We start from the raw sequence: 15643 nt of genomic DNA, 5'->3' as shown, positions 1-15643 counted from the left end.
CACGGTGCGCCCCAGGCGTGTCGATCACGGGGTGCCGGGCAACGCCCCGTTGAGCACCGGAGCCAGCCGCCGGACGCCCTCGCGCAGCGTCTCCGGTGCCACGAAGGAGAAGGCGAGCCGGAAGTGGGGGTGGGGGCCGGCGTCGGGCGTGAAGGCTCCGCCCGGGACGAACACGACTCCGGCCTCCGCCGCCGCGTGCATCAGGGGCAGCGTGTCCAGCCCGTCCGGCATCCGCGACCAGACGAAGAAGCCGCCAGCCGGCCGGGTCCAGGTCACGCGCGGATCCAGGGACTGTTCCATCTCGTCCACCAGGGCGTCACAGCGGAGGGCGTACTCGGCAGTGCAGCGGGCCACGTGGGCCTGCCAGTCGAACCGGGTGAGGAACGCCGTGGAGAGCATCTGGCTGAACACCGGCGGGCAGACGAAGGCCGACTCTGCCGAGAGGTAGAACTCGCGCAGCAGCGCCGGCGGCACCAGCGCCCAGCCGATGCGCACGCCGGGGGAGAAGATCTTGGAGACGGTGCCGAGGTAGATGACCTGGTCGCGGTGGGCCGCGGCGATCGGGGCCACCGGGCCGTCCTCGAAGCCGAGCTGACCGTAGGCGTTGTCCTCCACGATGAGGACGCCCTCCTCGCGGCAGATCCGGGCGACCTCCTCTCGCCGCTCGGCCGGCATGAGCGCCCCAGAGGGGTTCGCGTAGGAGGGGATCGTGTAGAGGAAGGCGACCCGGCGTCCGGCGGCGCGCAGCTGCTGCAGGGTGGTGCGCAGCAGAGCGGGGATCAGACCCTCCTCATCGGTGGGGGTGGATACGGCGTCCAGTTCCCACGTGTTGAAGGTGTTCAGGGCGCCCACGAACGTGGGGTCCTCCACCACGACGACGTCCCCCGGGTTCCCGAGCATGCGCGCCGCGGTGTCGATCGCGGCCTGGGAGCCCGGCGTGATGACCACGTGCTCCGGATCCGCGCCCGCGATCCCGTCAGCGGCCATCACCGAACAGACCGCGTCACGCAATTCCGGGGTGCCCTGGCCCGCGCCGTACTGCAGGCTGAGATGGCCCTGCCGGGCGACGAGTTCCTCGGCGATGGTGCCGAGGTCGGCCAAGGGCAGGTCGTCCAGCCAGGGGTTGCCCCCGGCCAGGGAGACGACTCCGGGGGTCATGGCGAGGTCGAAGACATCACGCACCGCCGACTGCTTCACGCCGCGCGCACGGTCTGAAAGGAATGCTGAAGGGTCGGCCATGGGGCCGATGCTAACAACGGGTCGAGTCGCGGCGGAAGGGATGGCGGCAGGCCGGAGCGGGACTCGAGCCGTGCTGGGCCAGCTCAGGATCAACCCCGCAACGGCTCAGATCAGTCCAGATCAGCCCTGAGTGCCATTGAGTTGGTTGGGATCGCCGATCTCGTCCATCTCGTCGGTCTCGCCGGTTCCGTCCTCGGGCGCGGCTCCCTCCCCGCTGTCCGCGCCCTCGCCGGGCGCCGGCTCGTCCGCCGGAGTGGTGAACTCCTCACCCAACTCCAGCTCGGGCAGGCCGAGGATCTCCTCGATCCGGACGCCGTCCACCAAGACCTCCGCGTTCTCCACACCGGCCGCCGTTGCGGCAGTGCGGTTGAGCTGCGCCCGGATGCGGAACGACTCGCACTGGCTTCGGGTCACCACGTCCCCGGTCAGCTCCACCGTCACGGTGTCGCCCTCCACGCGGCTGGAGGAGTACTGCAGGCCGTCCTCGGACGGGTCCAGGGAGTTGGTGATGGCCGGGTCACCGTGGCTGTACTGCTCGTCGTCGATCAGGAAGCCGACCGCGGTACCCACCCGGTCCTCCGTCTTGACGGGCACGGACGAGGCGCGGACCAGCAGGTCCTGGCAGGCGACGTCCCGGCCCGTGGTCGCCGGGGGGAAGTCTCCGCTCAGGGCCACGAAGTACAGCGGCAGTTCCGCATAGCCGTTCGCGTTCGCCTCGGGGAGAGCCGTGCCGTCCTGGTCGGTCGGTGTCTCGTTGGAGGAGGGGAAGAACGAGCACCCGGCGAGCACGACGGCGGCCAGAGCGGCGGTCAGTCCCGCGGCGGTCCGGCGCAGGGCCGGGTGGCCGGACGTGTGGTCCGGTCGGCGTCGCGAGGTCATGGATCTCCTGAACGGCAGGGCTACGGCGGGGAATCCTGACTATCGTACTCCGCCGTCCCCGCCTCGCCGCTGCCACGTTGCCGCACCCACGCGAGGACGTCATCGGGGTGGATCCGCCGGTGCGTCCCCCGGTACGTCACCGGGATCTCACCGCGGTCCGCCAGTTGGCGCAGATAGGTGTTGGAGATCCCGGCCAGCCGTGCCGCCTGTGAGGTGTTCAGCCACCGGTCCTGCTCGGACACGGTCACCGCGGCGCCCGAGGCGAGCCGGCCGAGCAGCTCGAGCACCGCCGCGGTGGCCGCCGGCCCGAGCCGCACCGTGGTGCCGTCCAGCACCACCGTGGCGTCCGGCGTCGTGCTCGGCTCTCCGGCGGGCGCAGGGGAGCCGGCCGCCGCGAGGCCGGGGGTGCCGCGAAGTCCGGGGATGCCGGTCAGGATCTTCCGCTCGTCCTCGTCGAGCGGTCCGAAGGTCGAGCTGCGGGTGAGGATGGGGATCTCTTCGGCCATGAGCCCAACCCTAGCCAGGCTTACCCGGGGCGTCCGGTGCGCGGGTAGGCTGGGATCCATGCCCTTGCGTAACCGTCGTGCCGCCGCCCTGCCCGCCAAGTTGAGCCGTTCCTGGCTGCTGGTGAACGCGGCGAAGCCGGAGGATTTCGCCCCTGGGCTCGCCTCCGAGGCGGACTCGGTGCTGTTCGACATGGAGGCGGCCGTCCCGGCCGACAAGAAGGATGCCGCGCGCGCCAACGTGGTGGAGGCACTCAACGGCGGCATGTCCGCGTGGGTCAGGATCAACGGGATCGACACCGATGACTGGCAGCAGGACCTGGATGCCCTGTCCGGCGCCGAGGGGCTGCGCGGCGTCATGCTGGCCCTGGCCGAGGAGCCCGAGCAGGTCACGCTGACCGCCATGCGCCTGCGTGCCGGGACCCCCGTGATCGCCCTGATCGAGACGGCCGTCGGGCTGGACAACGCGACCGCCGTGGCCAAGGCCCCGGGGACGTTCCGCCTGGCCTTCGGCACCAATGACTTCCGCAAGGACACCGGCATCTCGGACGACCCGATGGCCATGGCCTATGCGCGCTCGCGGCTGGTCATCGCCTCCCGCGTGGGCAAGCTGCCCGGCGCGATCGACGGACCTCCCGGCGCGGCGGACAACAACGCCACGGTGGTCGAGTCCTCCCGCACCACCCAGTCCATGGGCATGACCGGGCGCCTGTGCCTCAACCGCGAGCAGGTCGAATCCATCAACCTGGCCCTGTCCCCGTCCGAGGACGAGGTCTCCTGGGCCGTGGACATGCTGCAGGCCCACCAGGCCGGGGCCTCCGTGGGCGATGGCTCCTATCTGCCCCGCCTGGCCCGCGCACAGAAAATCGCCGACCTGGCCGATTCCTACGGGCTCTGGAACGCCTGAGACCTCCAGCCGGGCGTCACGCTTCGTCACCGGCGAACATCGAACACGCCGCACCCGGTCCTGGGGCAGGTAGATTCTCTCCCGAGAGCACCGGTGTGATCCCCTCCACCCCGGCCAGCCGCACCCGCAAAGGAACACCATGAACAACACCCCTGAATCCACTGAGCCCACCGAGTCCTCCATCGGTTCCTACACCTCAGACGCCTCCACCCCGGCGCCGGGCTCCATCGCCGATTCCGGACAGGGCTCGCCCCGCACCGGCACCGCCCGCGTGAAGCGCGGACTGGCGGACATGCTCAAGGGCGGCGTGATCATGGACGTGGTCACAGCCGAGCAGGCCAAGATCGCTGAGGACGCCGGCGCCGTGGCCGTCATGGCCCTCGAACGCGTCCCCGCGGATATCCGCGCCCAGGGCGGCGTGGCCCGCATGTCCGATCCAGACCTGATCGACGGGATCGTCGAGGCCGTCTCCATCCCGGTCATGGCCAAGGCCCGCATCGGCCACTTCGTGGAGGCCCAGGTCCTGGAGGCGCTCAAGGTCGACTACATCGACGAGTCCGAGGTCCTCTCCCCGGCGGACTACATCAACCACATCGACAAGTGGGACTTCACCGTCCCCTTCGTCTGCGGCGCCACCAACCTCGGTGAGGCCCTGCGCCGCATCACCGAGGGCGCGGCCATGATCCGTTCCAAGGGCGAGGCCGGCACCGGGGATGTCTCCGAGGCCGTCAAGCACATCCGCACCATCCGCGGTGAGATCGCGAAGCTGTCCGCACTGAGCAAGGACGAGCTGTACGTGGCCGCCAAGGAGCTTCAGGCACCCTACGAACTCGTGGCCGAGGTGGCCCGCGAAGGCGCGCTGCCCGTGGTGCTCTTCACCGCCGGTGGGGTGGCCACGCCCGCCGATGCCGCGCTGATGATGCAGCTCGGCGCGGACGGCGTCTTCGTGGGCTCGGGCATCTTCAAGTCCGGCAACCCCGCGGCCCGTGCCGCCGCGATCGTGCGCGCCACGGCCCAGTACAACGACGCCGGCGCGGTCGCCGAGGCCTCCCGCGGTCTCGGCGAGGCGATGGTCGGCATCAACGTCGGCGACCTGCCCGCCCCGCACCGCCTCGCCGACCGCGGTTGGTGACCACTCGCCTGACGGTGCGGGTCCGGGCCCTGGGCCGGACGATGCACCGGTGAGCGGTGGGCACAACGCAGGGAGCCTCGTCGGCGTCTTCGCCCTCCAGGGGGATGTGGCCGAACACGTGCGGGTGCTGACCGCGCTCGGCGCGCGCGTCCGCCCGGTGCGTTCAGCCACGGACCTGGCCGGGCTGGACGGCCTGGTCATCCCCGGCGGGGAGTCCTCCGTGATGGACAAGCTCTCCCGGCTGCTCGGCGTGGCCCCGGCCATCGGGCAGGCGATCGGGGAGGGCCTGCCCGTCTACGGCACGTGCGCCGGGATGATCATGCTGGCCGAGGAGATCGCCAACCCGATCGTGGGGCAGCAGAGCTTCGGCGGTCTGGACATCACCGTGCAGCGCAATGCCTTCGGCGGGCAGGTGGAGTCCTTTGAGACCGCCCTCGAGGTGCCGGAGGTCTCCGGTGACCCTGTGCACGCCGTCTTCATCAGGGCCCCCGCGGTGCTGCGCGCGGGACCGGACGTGCAGGTGCTGGCGAGTGTGCCGGCGTCGCGCTCAGAGAATCCGGAGCACCCGGCCGGGGAGGTCCCCGTGGCCGTCCGGCAGGGCCGTCTGCTCGCCACGAGCTTCCACCCGGAGGTCACTGGGGACTGGTCCTTCCACCGCTACTTCCTGGAGCGCGTGATCCGCTGACCGGAGCCATCCCCACAGTCCCGTCCCGCGGTCAGGAGCCCTTCTGGCTCATGGCCTCCTGGATCGGGGTGCCGTCGAGGAGGATCTCGGCGGTGTAGACGCCGGCATTGGCCAGGGCGGTGTTCTCCAGCTGGGCGATGATGCGCGGATCGTCGCAGGTGCCGGAGGAGACCGGGGTGCCGGTCAGGTCCACGGTCACGGTGTCGCCGGAGATGGAGACCTCCGTGACCTCGAGCTCGGACTGGTAGAGCGAGTTGCTCAGCCCGGAGCCGACCTCGTACTCGGTCTGGTCCAGCAGCACCTGGAGGCCGGCTTCCACGAAGGACGGGTCACCCACGGCTCCGGCGCCCGAGACCGGGGCGGTGGACTCCATCAGGCTGCTGTCTCCACACCCCGGGAACTCGATGCCCTCGAGGTTGTCCATCGCCACCCAGTACACGGTGGCCTCCGTGGCACCCTGGGGGGTCTCCGAGGCGGACGCAGAGCCGGACGGTGCAGCGGAGGGGGAACCGGACGGGGTCGAACTGGCCGAGGGGGAACGGGTGGCAGTATCGCTCGGCGACGCTGACTCCGTTGCCGGCATCGACGCCGTGGCCGACGCGCTGGCGCTGGCGCTGGCAGTGTCACTCGGGGTGGCGGTGGGACTCTCGGAGGCCTCGCCGCCGCCCGGTCCGCAGGCGGTCAGGCAGAGGGACAGCACGGCGGTCAGGGCCGCAGTGGCAAGGAGCGGGCGTCGGGCGGTTCGCGTCTGACTCATACCCCTGAGCCTAGACGAGGCTGGCGCCTAGACTTGCCCCATGATGGACTGGATCGCCTCTCTGCCGCTGGTCTGGGCCATCCTTCTGTTCTGGGGCGGCGCCCTGTGCCGCTCCACCGCCACCTACGCCCTCGGCCGGGGGATCGCCGCCGGGGCCGAGCACACCGCCCTGCGCCGCTACATGTCCGGCCCGGTCTACCTGCGCGCCATGCGGTTCATCGACCGCTGGGGTCCCTGGGCCATCCCCTTCTGCTTCCTGACCGTGGGCATCCAGACCGCTGTCATCGCCACGGCCGGCGTGACCCGCATGCGTTGGCGCCGGTTCATCCCCGCCGCCCTGCTCGGATCCCTGATCTGGGGCATCATCTACGGGACCATCGGCATGGCCGTCGTCTGGGCGGTCATCACCACGGCCCTGGCCAGCCCGGTGGCGCTGCTTGCGCTGGTCCTGGTGCTGGCCGGCGTCGTGGTGCTGATCCTCTGGCGTACGGGTGGCCTCGCTCGGTTGCGCGCCTCGCGTGACGATCGCAGGGCCCGCCAGGCGGCCCAGGTTCAGGCGGACACCACGTCCGACGCCGGCCGGTAGTCCAGCTGCGGGTCCAGCCCCAGCGGCCCGGCCACGGCGTCGGTGACCCCCGGGTGGGTGAGGACGCCCTCGTGGGCGTTCAGCCCGGACAGCAGCCCCTCGTCCGCGGCGAGGGCCTCACGCCAGCCGTGGTCGGCGATCCGCAGGATGTAGGGCAGCGTGGCGTTGGTGAGCGCCGCCGTCGAGGTCTGGGGAACGGCCCCGGGGATGTTGGCCACGCAGTAGTAGATCTGCTCACCCACCCGGAAGGTCGGCTCCTGGTGGGTGGTGGGCCGGGAGTTCTCGAAGCAGCCGCCCTGGTCGATCGCGATGTCCACGAGCACCGAGCCGGGGCGCATGGACGCCACCATGTCCGCGGTGACCAGCTTGGGGGCGGCCGCACCGGGGATGAGCACCGAGCCGATCACCAGGTCGGCATCCGCCACTGTCTCGGCGATGTGCATCTTCGAGGAGGCCAGCGTGTGCAACCGCCCCTGGTGCGCGGTGTCCAGTTCGGTGAGGCGGTTGAGGTTGATGTCCAGCACCGTCACGTCGGCGCCCATGCCGGCGGCGACCACGGCGGCGGCCTCTCCGGCGACGCCGGCCCCGATCACCGCCACGCGGGCCCGCCGGGTTCCGGGCACGCCGCTCATCAGGATGCCGGAGCCGCCCTGGGCCTGGGTCAGGTGGTAGGCGCCGGCCAGGGGAGCTAGGCGTCCGGCGACCTGGCTCATGGGGGCCAGCAGCGGCAGGGCGGGGCCGCGGGTGACGGTCTCGTAGGCGATCGCGGTGGTACCGGACTCGAGTACGGCGTGGGTGAGTTTCGGATCGGCGGCCAGATGCAGGTAGGTGAACAGCGTCTGCCCCCGGCGCATCAGCTGCCATTCCGGCCCCACCGGCTCTTTGACCTTGAGCACCAGGTCGGCCTGGTCCCAGATCTCCTCGGCCGTGGACACGATGCGGGCTCCGGCCTGCCGGTAGTCCTCGTCCGGGGTGCCCGAGCCGAGCCCGGCCCCGGACTGGACCATGACCTCGTGCTGGTGGTGGACGAGCTCCGTGACGCCGACGGGGGTGAGGCCGACGCGGAACTCGTTGTTCTTGATTTCAGTGGGGACGCCGATCAGCATGATTCGACGTTAGCCTGCTGGGCCCGTTTCGGGGAGGGGCGATTCCGGCACCATACTGGGCATGTGGACTACGAGATCATCACCACCGTCATCGCCGGGCTGCTGTTGATCGTAGCCGTGCTCGGCACCATCATCCCGATCCTGCCCGGCTCCATCCTGACCGTCCTCACGCTCATCGGCTGGGCCTGGATCCTCGGCTCGCCCGCCGCCTGGACCGCCGCGATCATCGGTTCGGGTCTGGCCATCGCCGGCCTGAGCGCGTCAGCAGTACTGACCGGCCGGAAGATGAAACGCGAACAGATCCCCAACGGCCCCGTCCTGGTGGGCGTGGTGTGCGCGATCGTGGGCATGTTCGTCATCCCCGTGATCGGGCTTTTCGTCGGCTTCGCCGTGGGCCTGCTGACGGCGGAGTTCGCCCGGCGGCGGGATCTCAGGGCCGCCGCGCGCTCCTCCTGGGAGGCGCTGAAGTCCATGGGACTCGGCATCCTCGTGGAGTTCGGCTGCGCCTCGCTGGCCGCCTCATCCTTCGCCATCGGCACCCTGGTGCACTTCCTCAACCGCTGAGGCGCCAGAACAACGACGGCGGCGCGTCACCTTGTGAAGGTGACGCGCCGCCGTCGTGATTGAGGGCTGTTCTGCGCCTTGCCGGTCAGGCATCCTTGAGGTCGATGCCCTTGGTCTCCTTGAGCATATAGACGGCGATGGCGGTGGCCACGCACAGCACCATGATGTAGAGGTTGGACATCCAACCCACGCCCCACTCGATGAGTTGGGCGTTGAGGTACGGAGCGGTGCCGCCGAAGACGGCCACAGACACGGAGTAGGCGAAGCCGATGCCCTGGGTTCGAATCCTCGTGGGGAAGTTCTCGGACAGTACCGCGGAGAGCAGGGCGCCGGACATGGCCACCACGACCAAGGCGACGGTCGATGCGACCAACAAGGTCCATGGCTCGGCGTTGATCATGGTCATCAGCGGGAACTGGAGCAGGACCATCAGTCCGGCGAAGCACAGCAGCACGGGGCGGCGGCCGACCTTGTCCGAGAGGCGCCCCCACAACGGTAGGGACCCCAGAGCCAGGAGTTGGGCGACGACGGTCACCCAGTAGGCGCTGTTGGCGGACATGCCCTGCTGGGTGATGGCGTAGGTCGAGGCGTACGACGTCCATGTGTAGTGCGCGGCCGTGATGCCGGAGGTCATGGCGACCATGAGGATGATGGCGCGGGTGACCTGCTTGCGCGGCAGCGGGGCGACGGGGACATCGCTGGCCTGGGCGGCCTCCGCGGCTTCCTTGACCTCGTGGTAGACGTCGCTTTCCTCCATGCCCTTACGGAGGTAGAGGGCGGCCAGAGCTAGGAAGGCGCCGAGGATGAACGGGATGCGCCAGCCCCATTCGCCGACGGCGGTCTCGCTCAGCGTGGCGGTGATGGTGCCGCCAACGGTGTAGGCGAGCACCGAACCGGCGAAGATCGCCACGAACACGATGCTGCCCCACTGACCGCGGCGATGGTGGGGGGCGATCTCCGCCACATAGGTGTTGGCCGTAGCCGATTCGCCGCCGTGGGCAAAGCCCTGGGCCATGCGGGCCAGCAGGAGGATGACCGAAGCCCATACACCGAGGCTCTCGTAGGTCGGCATCAGGCCGATGACCAGGCTGCCGCCGGCCATGACCAGCATGGTGGTGATCAGGACGAACTTGCGGCCTCTCTTGTCCGCGATGCGGCCGAAGATGATGCCTCCCAAAGGACGCATCAGGAACCCGACGGCGAACACTGCCAGCGTGGACAACAGGGCCGAGACGGGGTTGTCCGGATTGAACATCACGGCGGCGATGAAGGGGGCGAAGACCGCGTAGGCACTCCATTCGTACCACTCAAGTACGTTGCCGACGGTGCTGGCCCACATGGAGCGCACCTTCGAACCGGACGACTGTCGGGGAACTGCCGTGTCGGCCGGCGTCAGGACCGGAGACGTCTGGCGTGGTGAGGTCATGGTGGGCTCCTTCGAGTCCGATGAGTCGGGAGAAATCAGGAGGGTTGGGAGGGGCGGGGAACGGATGGTGCCGGTTGCGGTTAGAGCCGGCCCATGAAGGACTCGGCCCGGTCCAGTAGCGCCGGGATGCCGGCTTCGAGGGAGGGCCCGAAGGTCGTGTCATGGGGGCGCTCGCCCTTGAGCCAACGGGTGTAGATCGCCTCACAGAAGATCGAGGACTTCCACAGTGCGAGGGTCTCGTACCAGGGCAGGGCGGAGACATCGAGGCCGCTGTGGTCGGCGTACCTCGTCACGATCTGCTTCCTCGTCAGGAAGCCGGGTTCCGCGGTGACCGGGGTGAGTTCCATGACCGTGGGCACATCACCGGCTTCGGTGTACGTGGCTGTCAGGTAACCGAGGTCCGCCAGGGGGTCGCCGAGGGTGGACATCTCCCAGTCGAGGATGCCGATCACGGTGGCCGGGGCTTCGTCGGCGAACATGAGGTTTCCCATGCGGTAGTCGCCGTGGACCAGGGAGGATTTCTGGGTTTCCGGAAGGTTGGCTTCCAGCCAGGCGGCGATTCGGTGCACCTGGGGCAACTGGCGGGTGGTGTTGACATCCCAGAGGGCGGCGAACCGCTGGACCTGACGCTTCAGGTATCCCTCGGGCCGCCCCAATCCGGACAGCTCGCCCGTGGTGACATCCACGGAGTGCAACTGGCTCAGCGTGTCCACCACAGAGCGGCTGGTCTCCCCCCGCTGCACCGGCGCATCCAGGACAGGAGGGACTGAGTCGGTGATGACCATGCCCTGCAGAAACGACATGATGTAGAAGGGGACGCCGAGCAGCGATTCGTCCTCGCAGATGGCCAGGATGGTCGGCACCGGGACGCCCTGTTCGCCGAGCAGCCGCTGGATGCGGGCCTCTCGGACCATGTCATGGGTGGACTTGGGCAATGGCGGCCGCGGGCCGCGGCGCAGCACGAACGTCTCCGCCCCGCGGCGGAGCCGGTAGGTGATGTTGGACTGGCCGTCACCGATGCGTTCCCAGGACAGAGGGCCGGTGCCGAGGGCCTGCTGATCGAGGAACTCGGTCACAACGTCCACCACCAGCAACGGTGGTGTTGACATCCGTTGGGCTTCTGCTGCGGTCGCCACGACCTCCAGGCCGTCGGGACGGGACTGGGTCACGGTGGTCATCAGTGCCCACCCCCGGCCTGTGCCTGCCGGATGACGGCGTCGCCTTGATAACGGGCGCCGGCCTGGACGTCCTTGCGTCGCCGGGAGGAGGCGCGGCGGGAGATGGCGAACTTGTGGGTCTCGGTGGAGCCGTCATAGATCCGGAAGGGCCGGACCTCGTTGAGGTACTGGGCCAAGGGCAGGCCGTCGGACACGCCGTCTCCGCCACAGATCTGGATGCACCGGTCGATGACCCTGTTGACGGCCTCCGAGCAGTACACCTTGGCGATGGAGGACATATTGGACCCCTTCTTGAAGTCCTCCTCCAGAAGAAGGGCTGTCTTGGTGATGATGGCGTCCGACGTCTCGATGTCGATCTCGCACTGGGCGATGAGTTCCTGGGCCAGGCCGAGCGTATAGAGCTCGGCACCGAAGAGCTCGCGGCGCTCCGCCCGGTCCAGGGCGATGTCCAGGGACCGGCGCGCCAGCCCGAGCCAGCGCATGCAGTGGGTCAGCCGGGCCGGCCCCAACCGCACCTGCGCGTACTCATTGCCGCGGCCGACCTCGCCGAGTACGGCATCGTCCGTGACCCTGACATCCTCGAAGTAGAGATGCGGATGGCCGCCGACGATGGCCCTGTCGATGGTGTGGATGGACTCGCCGATCCGCACCCCTGGATGGTCCATGTCCACGAGGAACATGGTGGCGCCTGATGCGGTGGAGTCAGTGGCCTCGGCCTCGGCCATGAAGATGCAGAAGCCGGCGCCGTGTGCCCCCGAGGAGAACCGCTTGTGGCCGTTGAGGATCCACTGGCCACTCTCGCGGCGTGCGGTGGCCATGAGGGCGGCGGGATCTGACCCGGCGCCAGGGTGCGGTTCCGTCATGCCGAAGCAGGATCGGGTCCGCCCCTGGGCGAGTGGGACGAGGAACCGTTCCTTCTGCTCCGTGGTGGCGATCAGCTCCAGCATGTGCATGTTGCCCTCATCCGGGGCCATGCAGTTCAGGACGGATGGGCCGATGGGGGAGTAGCCGGCCTCCTGGAACACCGGTGACCAGTGCTCGATCGACAGGCCCTGCCCGCCGAACTCGACGCCGACATGTGGCGCGAACACTCCGGCGGCCTTGGCAGCCTCCTGCAGGCGCCGCAGGGTGGCGCGGTCGAGCTCCTCACCGGGGCGCGGTTCAGCCGGGATCACGTGCTCATGGATGAAGGCGCGGACCTTGAGACGGAGCTGTTCGACGGTCTGTTGGTTTTGCCGGGTGATGGTGGCTTCTGGGGTCATGGTGAAAGTCCTTCGGTCCTGGTGCGGCGCTCCGGCTGGGGGCCGGGAGCCGGGGGCTGTGGGAGTCGGGCGGGTGTGGCGTCGGTCCGGGACGGGGTCAGGCCGTGCCGCCGGCGGTGATCAGGCCGCCGTCGAGGTTGATCACCTGGGCGGTGACCCAGGAGGACTCGTCGGACACCAGATAGCCCACGGCCTGTGCGATGTCCTGTGGAGTGCCGAGACGGCCCAGTGGGTACTGGCTGGCGACCTCGTCCTCCTTGCCCTCGTAGAGGGCCTTGGCGAAATCGGTCTTGACCACGGCCGGGGCCACCGCGTTCACACGGATCTCCGGTCCCAGCTCGACCGCGAGCGTTCGGGTCAGATGGGACACGGCCGCCTTGCTGATGCCATAGAGACCGATGCCGGTGGAGGGCGTCTCACCGGTCACGGAGGACAGGTTCACAATCCGTCCGCCACGCTCCCGGAACGCCAACTCCGGATGCCTCAGCACCGCCTGGACCCACGCCAGGGTCCCGAAGACATTGACCTCGAAGACCTTCCGGGCCGCATCCAGGTCCAGCTCGGCGAGGGGCCCGTACACCGGGTTGATGCCGGCATTGTTGACCAGGATGTCCAGGCCACCGAACTCCCGGGCCACCGTATCCAGGACCTGCTGCCGGTGCTCGGGATTATGAGATTTGCCGGCCACGGAGATCGCTGAGCCCTCAGGGAGGGATCGGACGGCCTCGTCGAGGGGCTCCGGCGTCCGGGCCGTGAGGCAGACCTTCGCGCCGCGGGCCACCAGCTCCTGGACGATGCCCAGGCCGATGCCGCGGCTCGCCCCGGTGACGATGGCCGTCTTTCCTTGCAGATCGTTGACGTGGGTCACTGGTGGCCTTCCTTCAGGCCGTCACGCAGGGCGCGGCGGCGGATCTTCCCCGTCTGGGTCTTGGGGAGGTCGTCGATGATGTGGACGTTGCGCGGGTACTTGTAGGCGGCCAGGCGCGACTTGGCGAAGTCGATGATCTCCTGCTCCGTCACTTCAGTCCCGCCACGGACGGTGACGTAGGCGACCACCGTCTCGCCCCTGTACTCGTCCGGCGCGCCGACCACGGCGGCCTCGAACACGGCCGGGTGTTCGTAGAGGATGTCCTCGACCTCGCGGGGCCAGACCTTGTAACCGGAGACGTTGATCTGGTCCTTCAGGCGGTCAACGATGTACACCCAACCGTCCTCGTCCATGATGGACACGTCGCCGGTGCGCAATCGACCGCCCGGCATGGCGTGTTCCGTGGCCTCCGGGTTGTTCCAGTAGCCCGGCACGATCTGCGGGCCGGAGAGTTCAAGTTCGCCCTGCTCGCCGGCCAGGAGCGGCTTGCCGTCCGGGTCGATAATTCGAGCCTCGATGTTCGGCATCGGCAAGCCGATGGACAGGCTTCCACTGGACGGGTCCACGGGAGCCCTGGTCCCAGGGGGGACCGCGATGACGGCGGAGGTGGTTTCGGTCATCCCGAAGATGTTGTGGATGTACTGCCCGAAGCGCCGCTCGAACTTCTCCACGGTGGACGGGGGGATCGGGGCGCCACCCGAATACAAGTTCTTGGTGGAGGAGAAATGCGCCGCAGTGGCCACGTCAACCCGCTCGATGGCGTTGAAGACCGTGATCGAGCCGGTGGTGCACGTGACGCCGTGCTCCTTGAAGGCATCCACCACCACCTCGGGCTGGGTCCGGTTGACCAGCACCAAGGTGGTGTCGTGCAGTAGCGGCGTGACTGCGTCGATCACGGCGCCGGTGATGTGGAACAGGGGTGCCACGGCCAGCACTGCGTCTTCGGGGGCCAGCCCCATCCAGGAGGCCGTGGTCTCGGCGACGTTCAGGATGTTGCCGTGGGTGTTCATCGCGCCCTTGGGCGGGCCGGTGGTTCCGGACGTGTAGGTCAGCAGCGCGACATCATCTTGGCTGAGTTCCAGGGGTGCCGGGGCCTGGCCCGAGAACTGCTCCAGAAGCATGACCAGGTCCCCGTCCGGGGAGGTCCTGCCCCGCTCGCCCGGGGAGAAGACACGTGGATCATTGCGTGTCTGGAAGGCTCGCCCGGAGGTGGAGATGATCCACTCCACGGAGCTCTCCTGGGCGGTGTCGGCCGTGCCGGCGTAGAGGAGATCGTCGACGATCAGGCCTCGGGCACCGGAGTCGTCGATGAGGTGCCGCAGTTCTCGGCCCTGGTACATCGGATTGAGGAGCACGCCGATGGCACCGAGCTTCCACAGGGCCACCAGCGCGAGAGCGTACTGCGGGATGTTCTGCAGCTGGATTCCGATGCGGTCCCCGTGGGAGACGCCCCGGTCGGCCAGGGCGACGGCCAAGGCATCGGAGAGCTCATCGACCTCGCGCGCCGTCAGTTCGCCATCGAAGTAGGCAATGGCCTTGCTGCCCGGATTGGACGCGACCCGGAGGCGCCACGCTTCAGCGAGGGATGCTGCGGTGACCACGTGGGTGGCACCGACCCCCTGGGGGTAGAGGCCGGCCCAACGGTGGGTTGCCGTGGTTTCCATGCTTGGCTCATTTCTGGTCATCGGCGTTCGGTTCCCATGCCGACCGATCGATCGCTCGGTACCAGCCAGTGTGATCTAGCTCATGAAATGTGTCAACAGCGTGGCGGCCCGGCTTGGTTACGGCTGGTGCGACCGCAGTGGCTCGACGGAGGTGGTCGTAGTGCCGGCGGCGCGGCCGGCAATCAAGCAGTACTTCTCCGCCAGTTGCGCAGGGCTTTGGGCTCCCTCGGGCTGGAACCACTGGGACACGCCGGTGCACATGGTGATCACTGCGGTGCTCAGTAGATGCGGATCCTCTGAGGTGAAGACCCCGTCTCGGACTCCGCGGTCGACGATCGCGTCCAAGAGGCGTTGCTGCCGGTCGCGGGCGGCGATGTGATGTTCGCGGGCGTCCGGATTCAGGCTGCGGATCTCGCTGAAGGCGATGAAGGCCAGGTCCCGTCTGCTGGCGTGGAACAGGACAAGGCATTCAACCAGATGGTGGAACTGCAGGGCGACGGAATCGCCGGCCTCTGCGATAGCGGCGTTGCTGCGGTCCCACAGGTCGTTCATGGCGTGCGACATGATGGCCACCAGCAGGGCATGCTTCGACGGGTAGTGGTGGTAAAGCCCGGGCACGGACAATCCGGCTCCTTCCGCCAGCTGACGGATCGTCGTGCCGTGGTAACCGTGTCCCGTGAAGCTCTTCAGCGCGCTGCTCAGAAGGGGTGGCAGGAGATCGTGCCGGTAATCCCGCCAGGAGGACGGTTCCGCCGGGGTGCGGGGCGCCACCTCAGGGGGTGGGTTGCGGGGTGTTCGGCGTGAACGTGTGGTCATGTCTCCCTGAATCTTCCTGGTGCGGGTTGGAAGTCATCCTAGGGGCGTCGATGTCCTGCGTGGGATGGACG

16 protein-coding genes are annotated in these 15643 nt (G+C 68.8%); 5 read left to right on the top strand and 11 right to left on the bottom strand.

Annotated features, from left to right (window positions below; all coding sequences use genetic code 11):
• Positions 1 to 24 precede the first annotated feature (24 nt).
• The 3 genes from BOSE125_RS12240 to BOSE125_RS12230 all read right to left on the bottom strand — a co-directional run bounded on the left by BOSE125_RS12240 (position 25) and on the right by BOSE125_RS12230 (position 2624).
• Complete coding sequence (locus tag BOSE125_RS12240; protein ID WP_159552905.1) at positions 25 to 1239, bottom strand: PLP-dependent aminotransferase family protein; 1215 nt, start codon at positions 1237 to 1239, stop codon at positions 25 to 27.
• 120 nt (positions 1240 to 1359) lie between these two features.
• Entirely contained in the window at positions 1360 to 2118 is a 759-nt protein-coding gene (locus BOSE125_RS12235; protein ID WP_159552903.1) for a hypothetical protein, read from the bottom strand.
• A 20-nt stretch (positions 2119 to 2138) separates the two neighbouring features.
• Complete coding sequence (locus BOSE125_RS12230; protein WP_159552901.1) at positions 2139 to 2624, bottom strand: helix-turn-helix domain-containing protein; 486 nt, start codon at positions 2622 to 2624, stop codon at positions 2139 to 2141.
• 58 nt (positions 2625 to 2682) lie between these two features.
• Between BOSE125_RS12230 and BOSE125_RS12225 the strand changes: the two genes are divergently transcribed.
• The 3 genes from BOSE125_RS12225 to pdxT all read left to right on the top strand — a co-directional run bounded on the left by BOSE125_RS12225 (position 2683) and on the right by pdxT (position 5345).
• Entirely contained in the window at positions 2683 to 3528 is an 846-nt protein-coding gene (locus BOSE125_RS12225; RefSeq protein ID WP_159552899.1) for a CoA ester lyase, read from the top strand.
• Positions 3529 to 3667: 139 nt separating this feature from the next.
• Entirely contained in the window at positions 3668 to 4660 is a 993-nt protein-coding gene (gene pdxS, locus BOSE125_RS12220; protein ID WP_256375979.1) for a pyridoxal 5'-phosphate synthase lyase subunit PdxS, read from the top strand.
• A 49-nt stretch (positions 4661 to 4709) separates the two neighbouring features.
• On the top strand, positions 4710 to 5345 hold the full coding sequence (pdxT, locus tag BOSE125_RS12215) for a pyridoxal 5'-phosphate synthase glutaminase subunit PdxT (protein WP_159552897.1): 636 nt from the start codon (positions 4710 to 4712) through the stop codon (positions 5343 to 5345).
• Positions 5346 to 5376: 31 nt separating this feature from the next.
• Here the strand turns inward: pdxT and BOSE125_RS12210 are convergent, their stop codons facing one another.
• Positions 5377 to 6102 (bottom strand): GerMN domain-containing protein, encoded by a 726-nt coding sequence (locus BOSE125_RS12210; protein ID WP_159552895.1) that lies wholly within the window; start codon positions 6100 to 6102, stop codon positions 5377 to 5379.
• A 40-nt stretch (positions 6103 to 6142) separates the two neighbouring features.
• Here BOSE125_RS12210 and BOSE125_RS12205 point away from each other — a divergent pair, with 40 nt between their 5' ends.
• The gene (locus BOSE125_RS12205) at positions 6143 to 6688 is read left to right on the top strand and encodes a DedA family protein (protein WP_159552893.1); all 546 of its coding nucleotides are present in this window, start codon (positions 6143 to 6145) and stop codon (positions 6686 to 6688) included.
• On the opposite strand, the gene ald is transcribed toward BOSE125_RS12205, so the two are convergent.
• Positions 6655 to 7794 carry an alanine dehydrogenase gene (gene ald, locus BOSE125_RS12200; protein WP_159552891.1) on the bottom strand — a complete coding sequence of 380 codons (1140 nt, stop codon included), beginning with the start codon at positions 7792 to 7794 and terminating at the stop codon, positions 6655 to 6657. The two genes, BOSE125_RS12205 and ald, sit on opposite strands and share 34 nt — an antisense overlap.
• Before the next feature lie 63 nt (positions 7795 to 7857).
• Here ald and BOSE125_RS12195 point away from each other — a divergent pair, with 63 nt between their 5' ends.
• Positions 7858 to 8358 carry a DUF456 domain-containing protein gene (locus BOSE125_RS12195; RefSeq protein WP_159552889.1) on the top strand — a complete coding sequence of 167 codons (501 nt, stop codon included), beginning with the start codon at positions 7858 to 7860 and terminating at the stop codon, positions 8356 to 8358.
• Positions 8359 to 8443: 85 nt separating this feature from the next.
• On the opposite strand, the gene BOSE125_RS12190 is transcribed toward BOSE125_RS12195, so the two are convergent.
• The 6 genes from BOSE125_RS12190 to BOSE125_RS12165 form a co-directional block, all read right to left on the bottom strand.
• Positions 8444 to 9784 carry an MFS transporter gene (locus BOSE125_RS12190; RefSeq protein WP_159552887.1) on the bottom strand — a complete coding sequence of 447 codons (1341 nt, stop codon included), beginning with the start codon at positions 9782 to 9784 and terminating at the stop codon, positions 8444 to 8446.
• Positions 9785 to 9864: 80 nt separating this feature from the next.
• Entirely contained in the window at positions 9865 to 10962 is a 1098-nt protein-coding gene (locus BOSE125_RS12185; protein ID WP_159552885.1) for a phosphotransferase family protein, read from the bottom strand.
• The gene (locus tag BOSE125_RS12180; protein ID WP_159552883.1) at positions 10962 to 12224 is read right to left on the bottom strand and encodes an acyl-CoA dehydrogenase family protein; all 1263 of its coding nucleotides are present in this window, start codon (positions 12222 to 12224) and stop codon (positions 10962 to 10964) included. The genes BOSE125_RS12185 and BOSE125_RS12180 overlap by 1 nt, the downstream gene beginning before the upstream one ends.
• Before the next feature lie 97 nt (positions 12225 to 12321).
• Positions 12322 to 13092, bottom strand: coding sequence for an SDR family oxidoreductase (locus tag BOSE125_RS12175; RefSeq protein WP_159552881.1), 771 nt, complete (start codon positions 13090 to 13092; stop codon positions 12322 to 12324).
• Positions 13089 to 14756 (bottom strand): class I adenylate-forming enzyme family protein, encoded by a 1668-nt coding sequence (locus tag BOSE125_RS12170; protein ID WP_159552879.1) that lies wholly within the window; start codon positions 14754 to 14756, stop codon positions 13089 to 13091. Before BOSE125_RS12170 ends, BOSE125_RS12175 begins: the two co-directional genes overlap by 4 nt.
• Positions 14757 to 14873: 117 nt before the next feature.
• Positions 14874 to 15572, bottom strand: coding sequence for a TetR/AcrR family transcriptional regulator (locus BOSE125_RS12165; RefSeq protein ID WP_159552877.1), 699 nt, complete (start codon positions 15570 to 15572; stop codon positions 14874 to 14876).
• Positions 15573 to 15643 lie beyond the last annotated feature (71 nt).

The organism is Citricoccus sp. K5, assembly GCF_902506195.1.
Classification (GTDB): Bacteria; Actinomycetota; Actinomycetes; order Actinomycetales; family Micrococcaceae; genus Citricoccus.
Note: the sequence above shows the minus strand (reverse complement) of the source record. Positions and strands in the feature narration are given on the sequence as shown.

Bases quoted from the DNA above. Each gene is read 5' to 3' on its own strand.
- pdxS (WP_256375979.1), top strand. From the start codon at position 3,668: ATGAACAACACCCCTGAATCCACTGAGCCCACCGAGTCCTCCATCGGT.
- ald (WP_159552891.1), bottom strand. From the start codon at position 7,794: ATGCTGATCGGCGTCCCCACTGAAATCAAGAACAACGAGTTCCGCGTC.
- BOSE125_RS12180 (WP_159552883.1), bottom strand. From the start codon at position 12,224: ATGACCCCAGAAGCCACCATCACCCGGCAAAACCAACAGACCGTCGAA.
- BOSE125_RS12170 (WP_159552879.1), bottom strand. From the start codon at position 14,756: ATGGAAACCACGGCAACCCACCGTTGGGCCGGCCTCTACCCCCAGGGG.
- BOSE125_RS12165 (WP_159552877.1), bottom strand. From the start codon at position 15,572: ATGACCACACGTTCACGCCGAACACCCCGCAACCCACCCCCTGAGGTG.
- BOSE125_RS12190 (WP_159552887.1), bottom strand. From the start codon at position 9,784: ATGACCTCACCACGCCAGACGTCTCCGGTCCTGACGCCGGCCGACACG.
- BOSE125_RS12210 (WP_159552895.1), bottom strand. From the start codon at position 6,102: ATGAGTCAGACGCGAACCGCCCGACGCCCGCTCCTTGCCACTGCGGCC.
- BOSE125_RS12205 (WP_159552893.1), top strand. From the start codon at position 6,143: ATGATGGACTGGATCGCCTCTCTGCCGCTGGTCTGGGCCATCCTTCTG.
- BOSE125_RS12240 (WP_159552905.1), bottom strand. From the start codon at position 1,239: ATGGCCGACCCTTCAGCATTCCTTTCAGACCGTGCGCGCGGCGTGAAG.
- BOSE125_RS12185 (WP_159552885.1), bottom strand. From the start codon at position 10,962: ATGACCACCGTGACCCAGTCCCGTCCCGACGGCCTGGAGGTCGTGGCG.
- BOSE125_RS12225 (WP_159552899.1), top strand. From the start codon at position 2,683: ATGCCCTTGCGTAACCGTCGTGCCGCCGCCCTGCCCGCCAAGTTGAGC.
- BOSE125_RS12230 (WP_159552901.1), bottom strand. From the start codon at position 2,624: ATGGCCGAAGAGATCCCCATCCTCACCCGCAGCTCGACCTTCGGACCG.
- BOSE125_RS12235 (WP_159552903.1), bottom strand. From the start codon at position 2,118: ATGACCTCGCGACGCCGACCGGACCACACGTCCGGCCACCCGGCCCTG.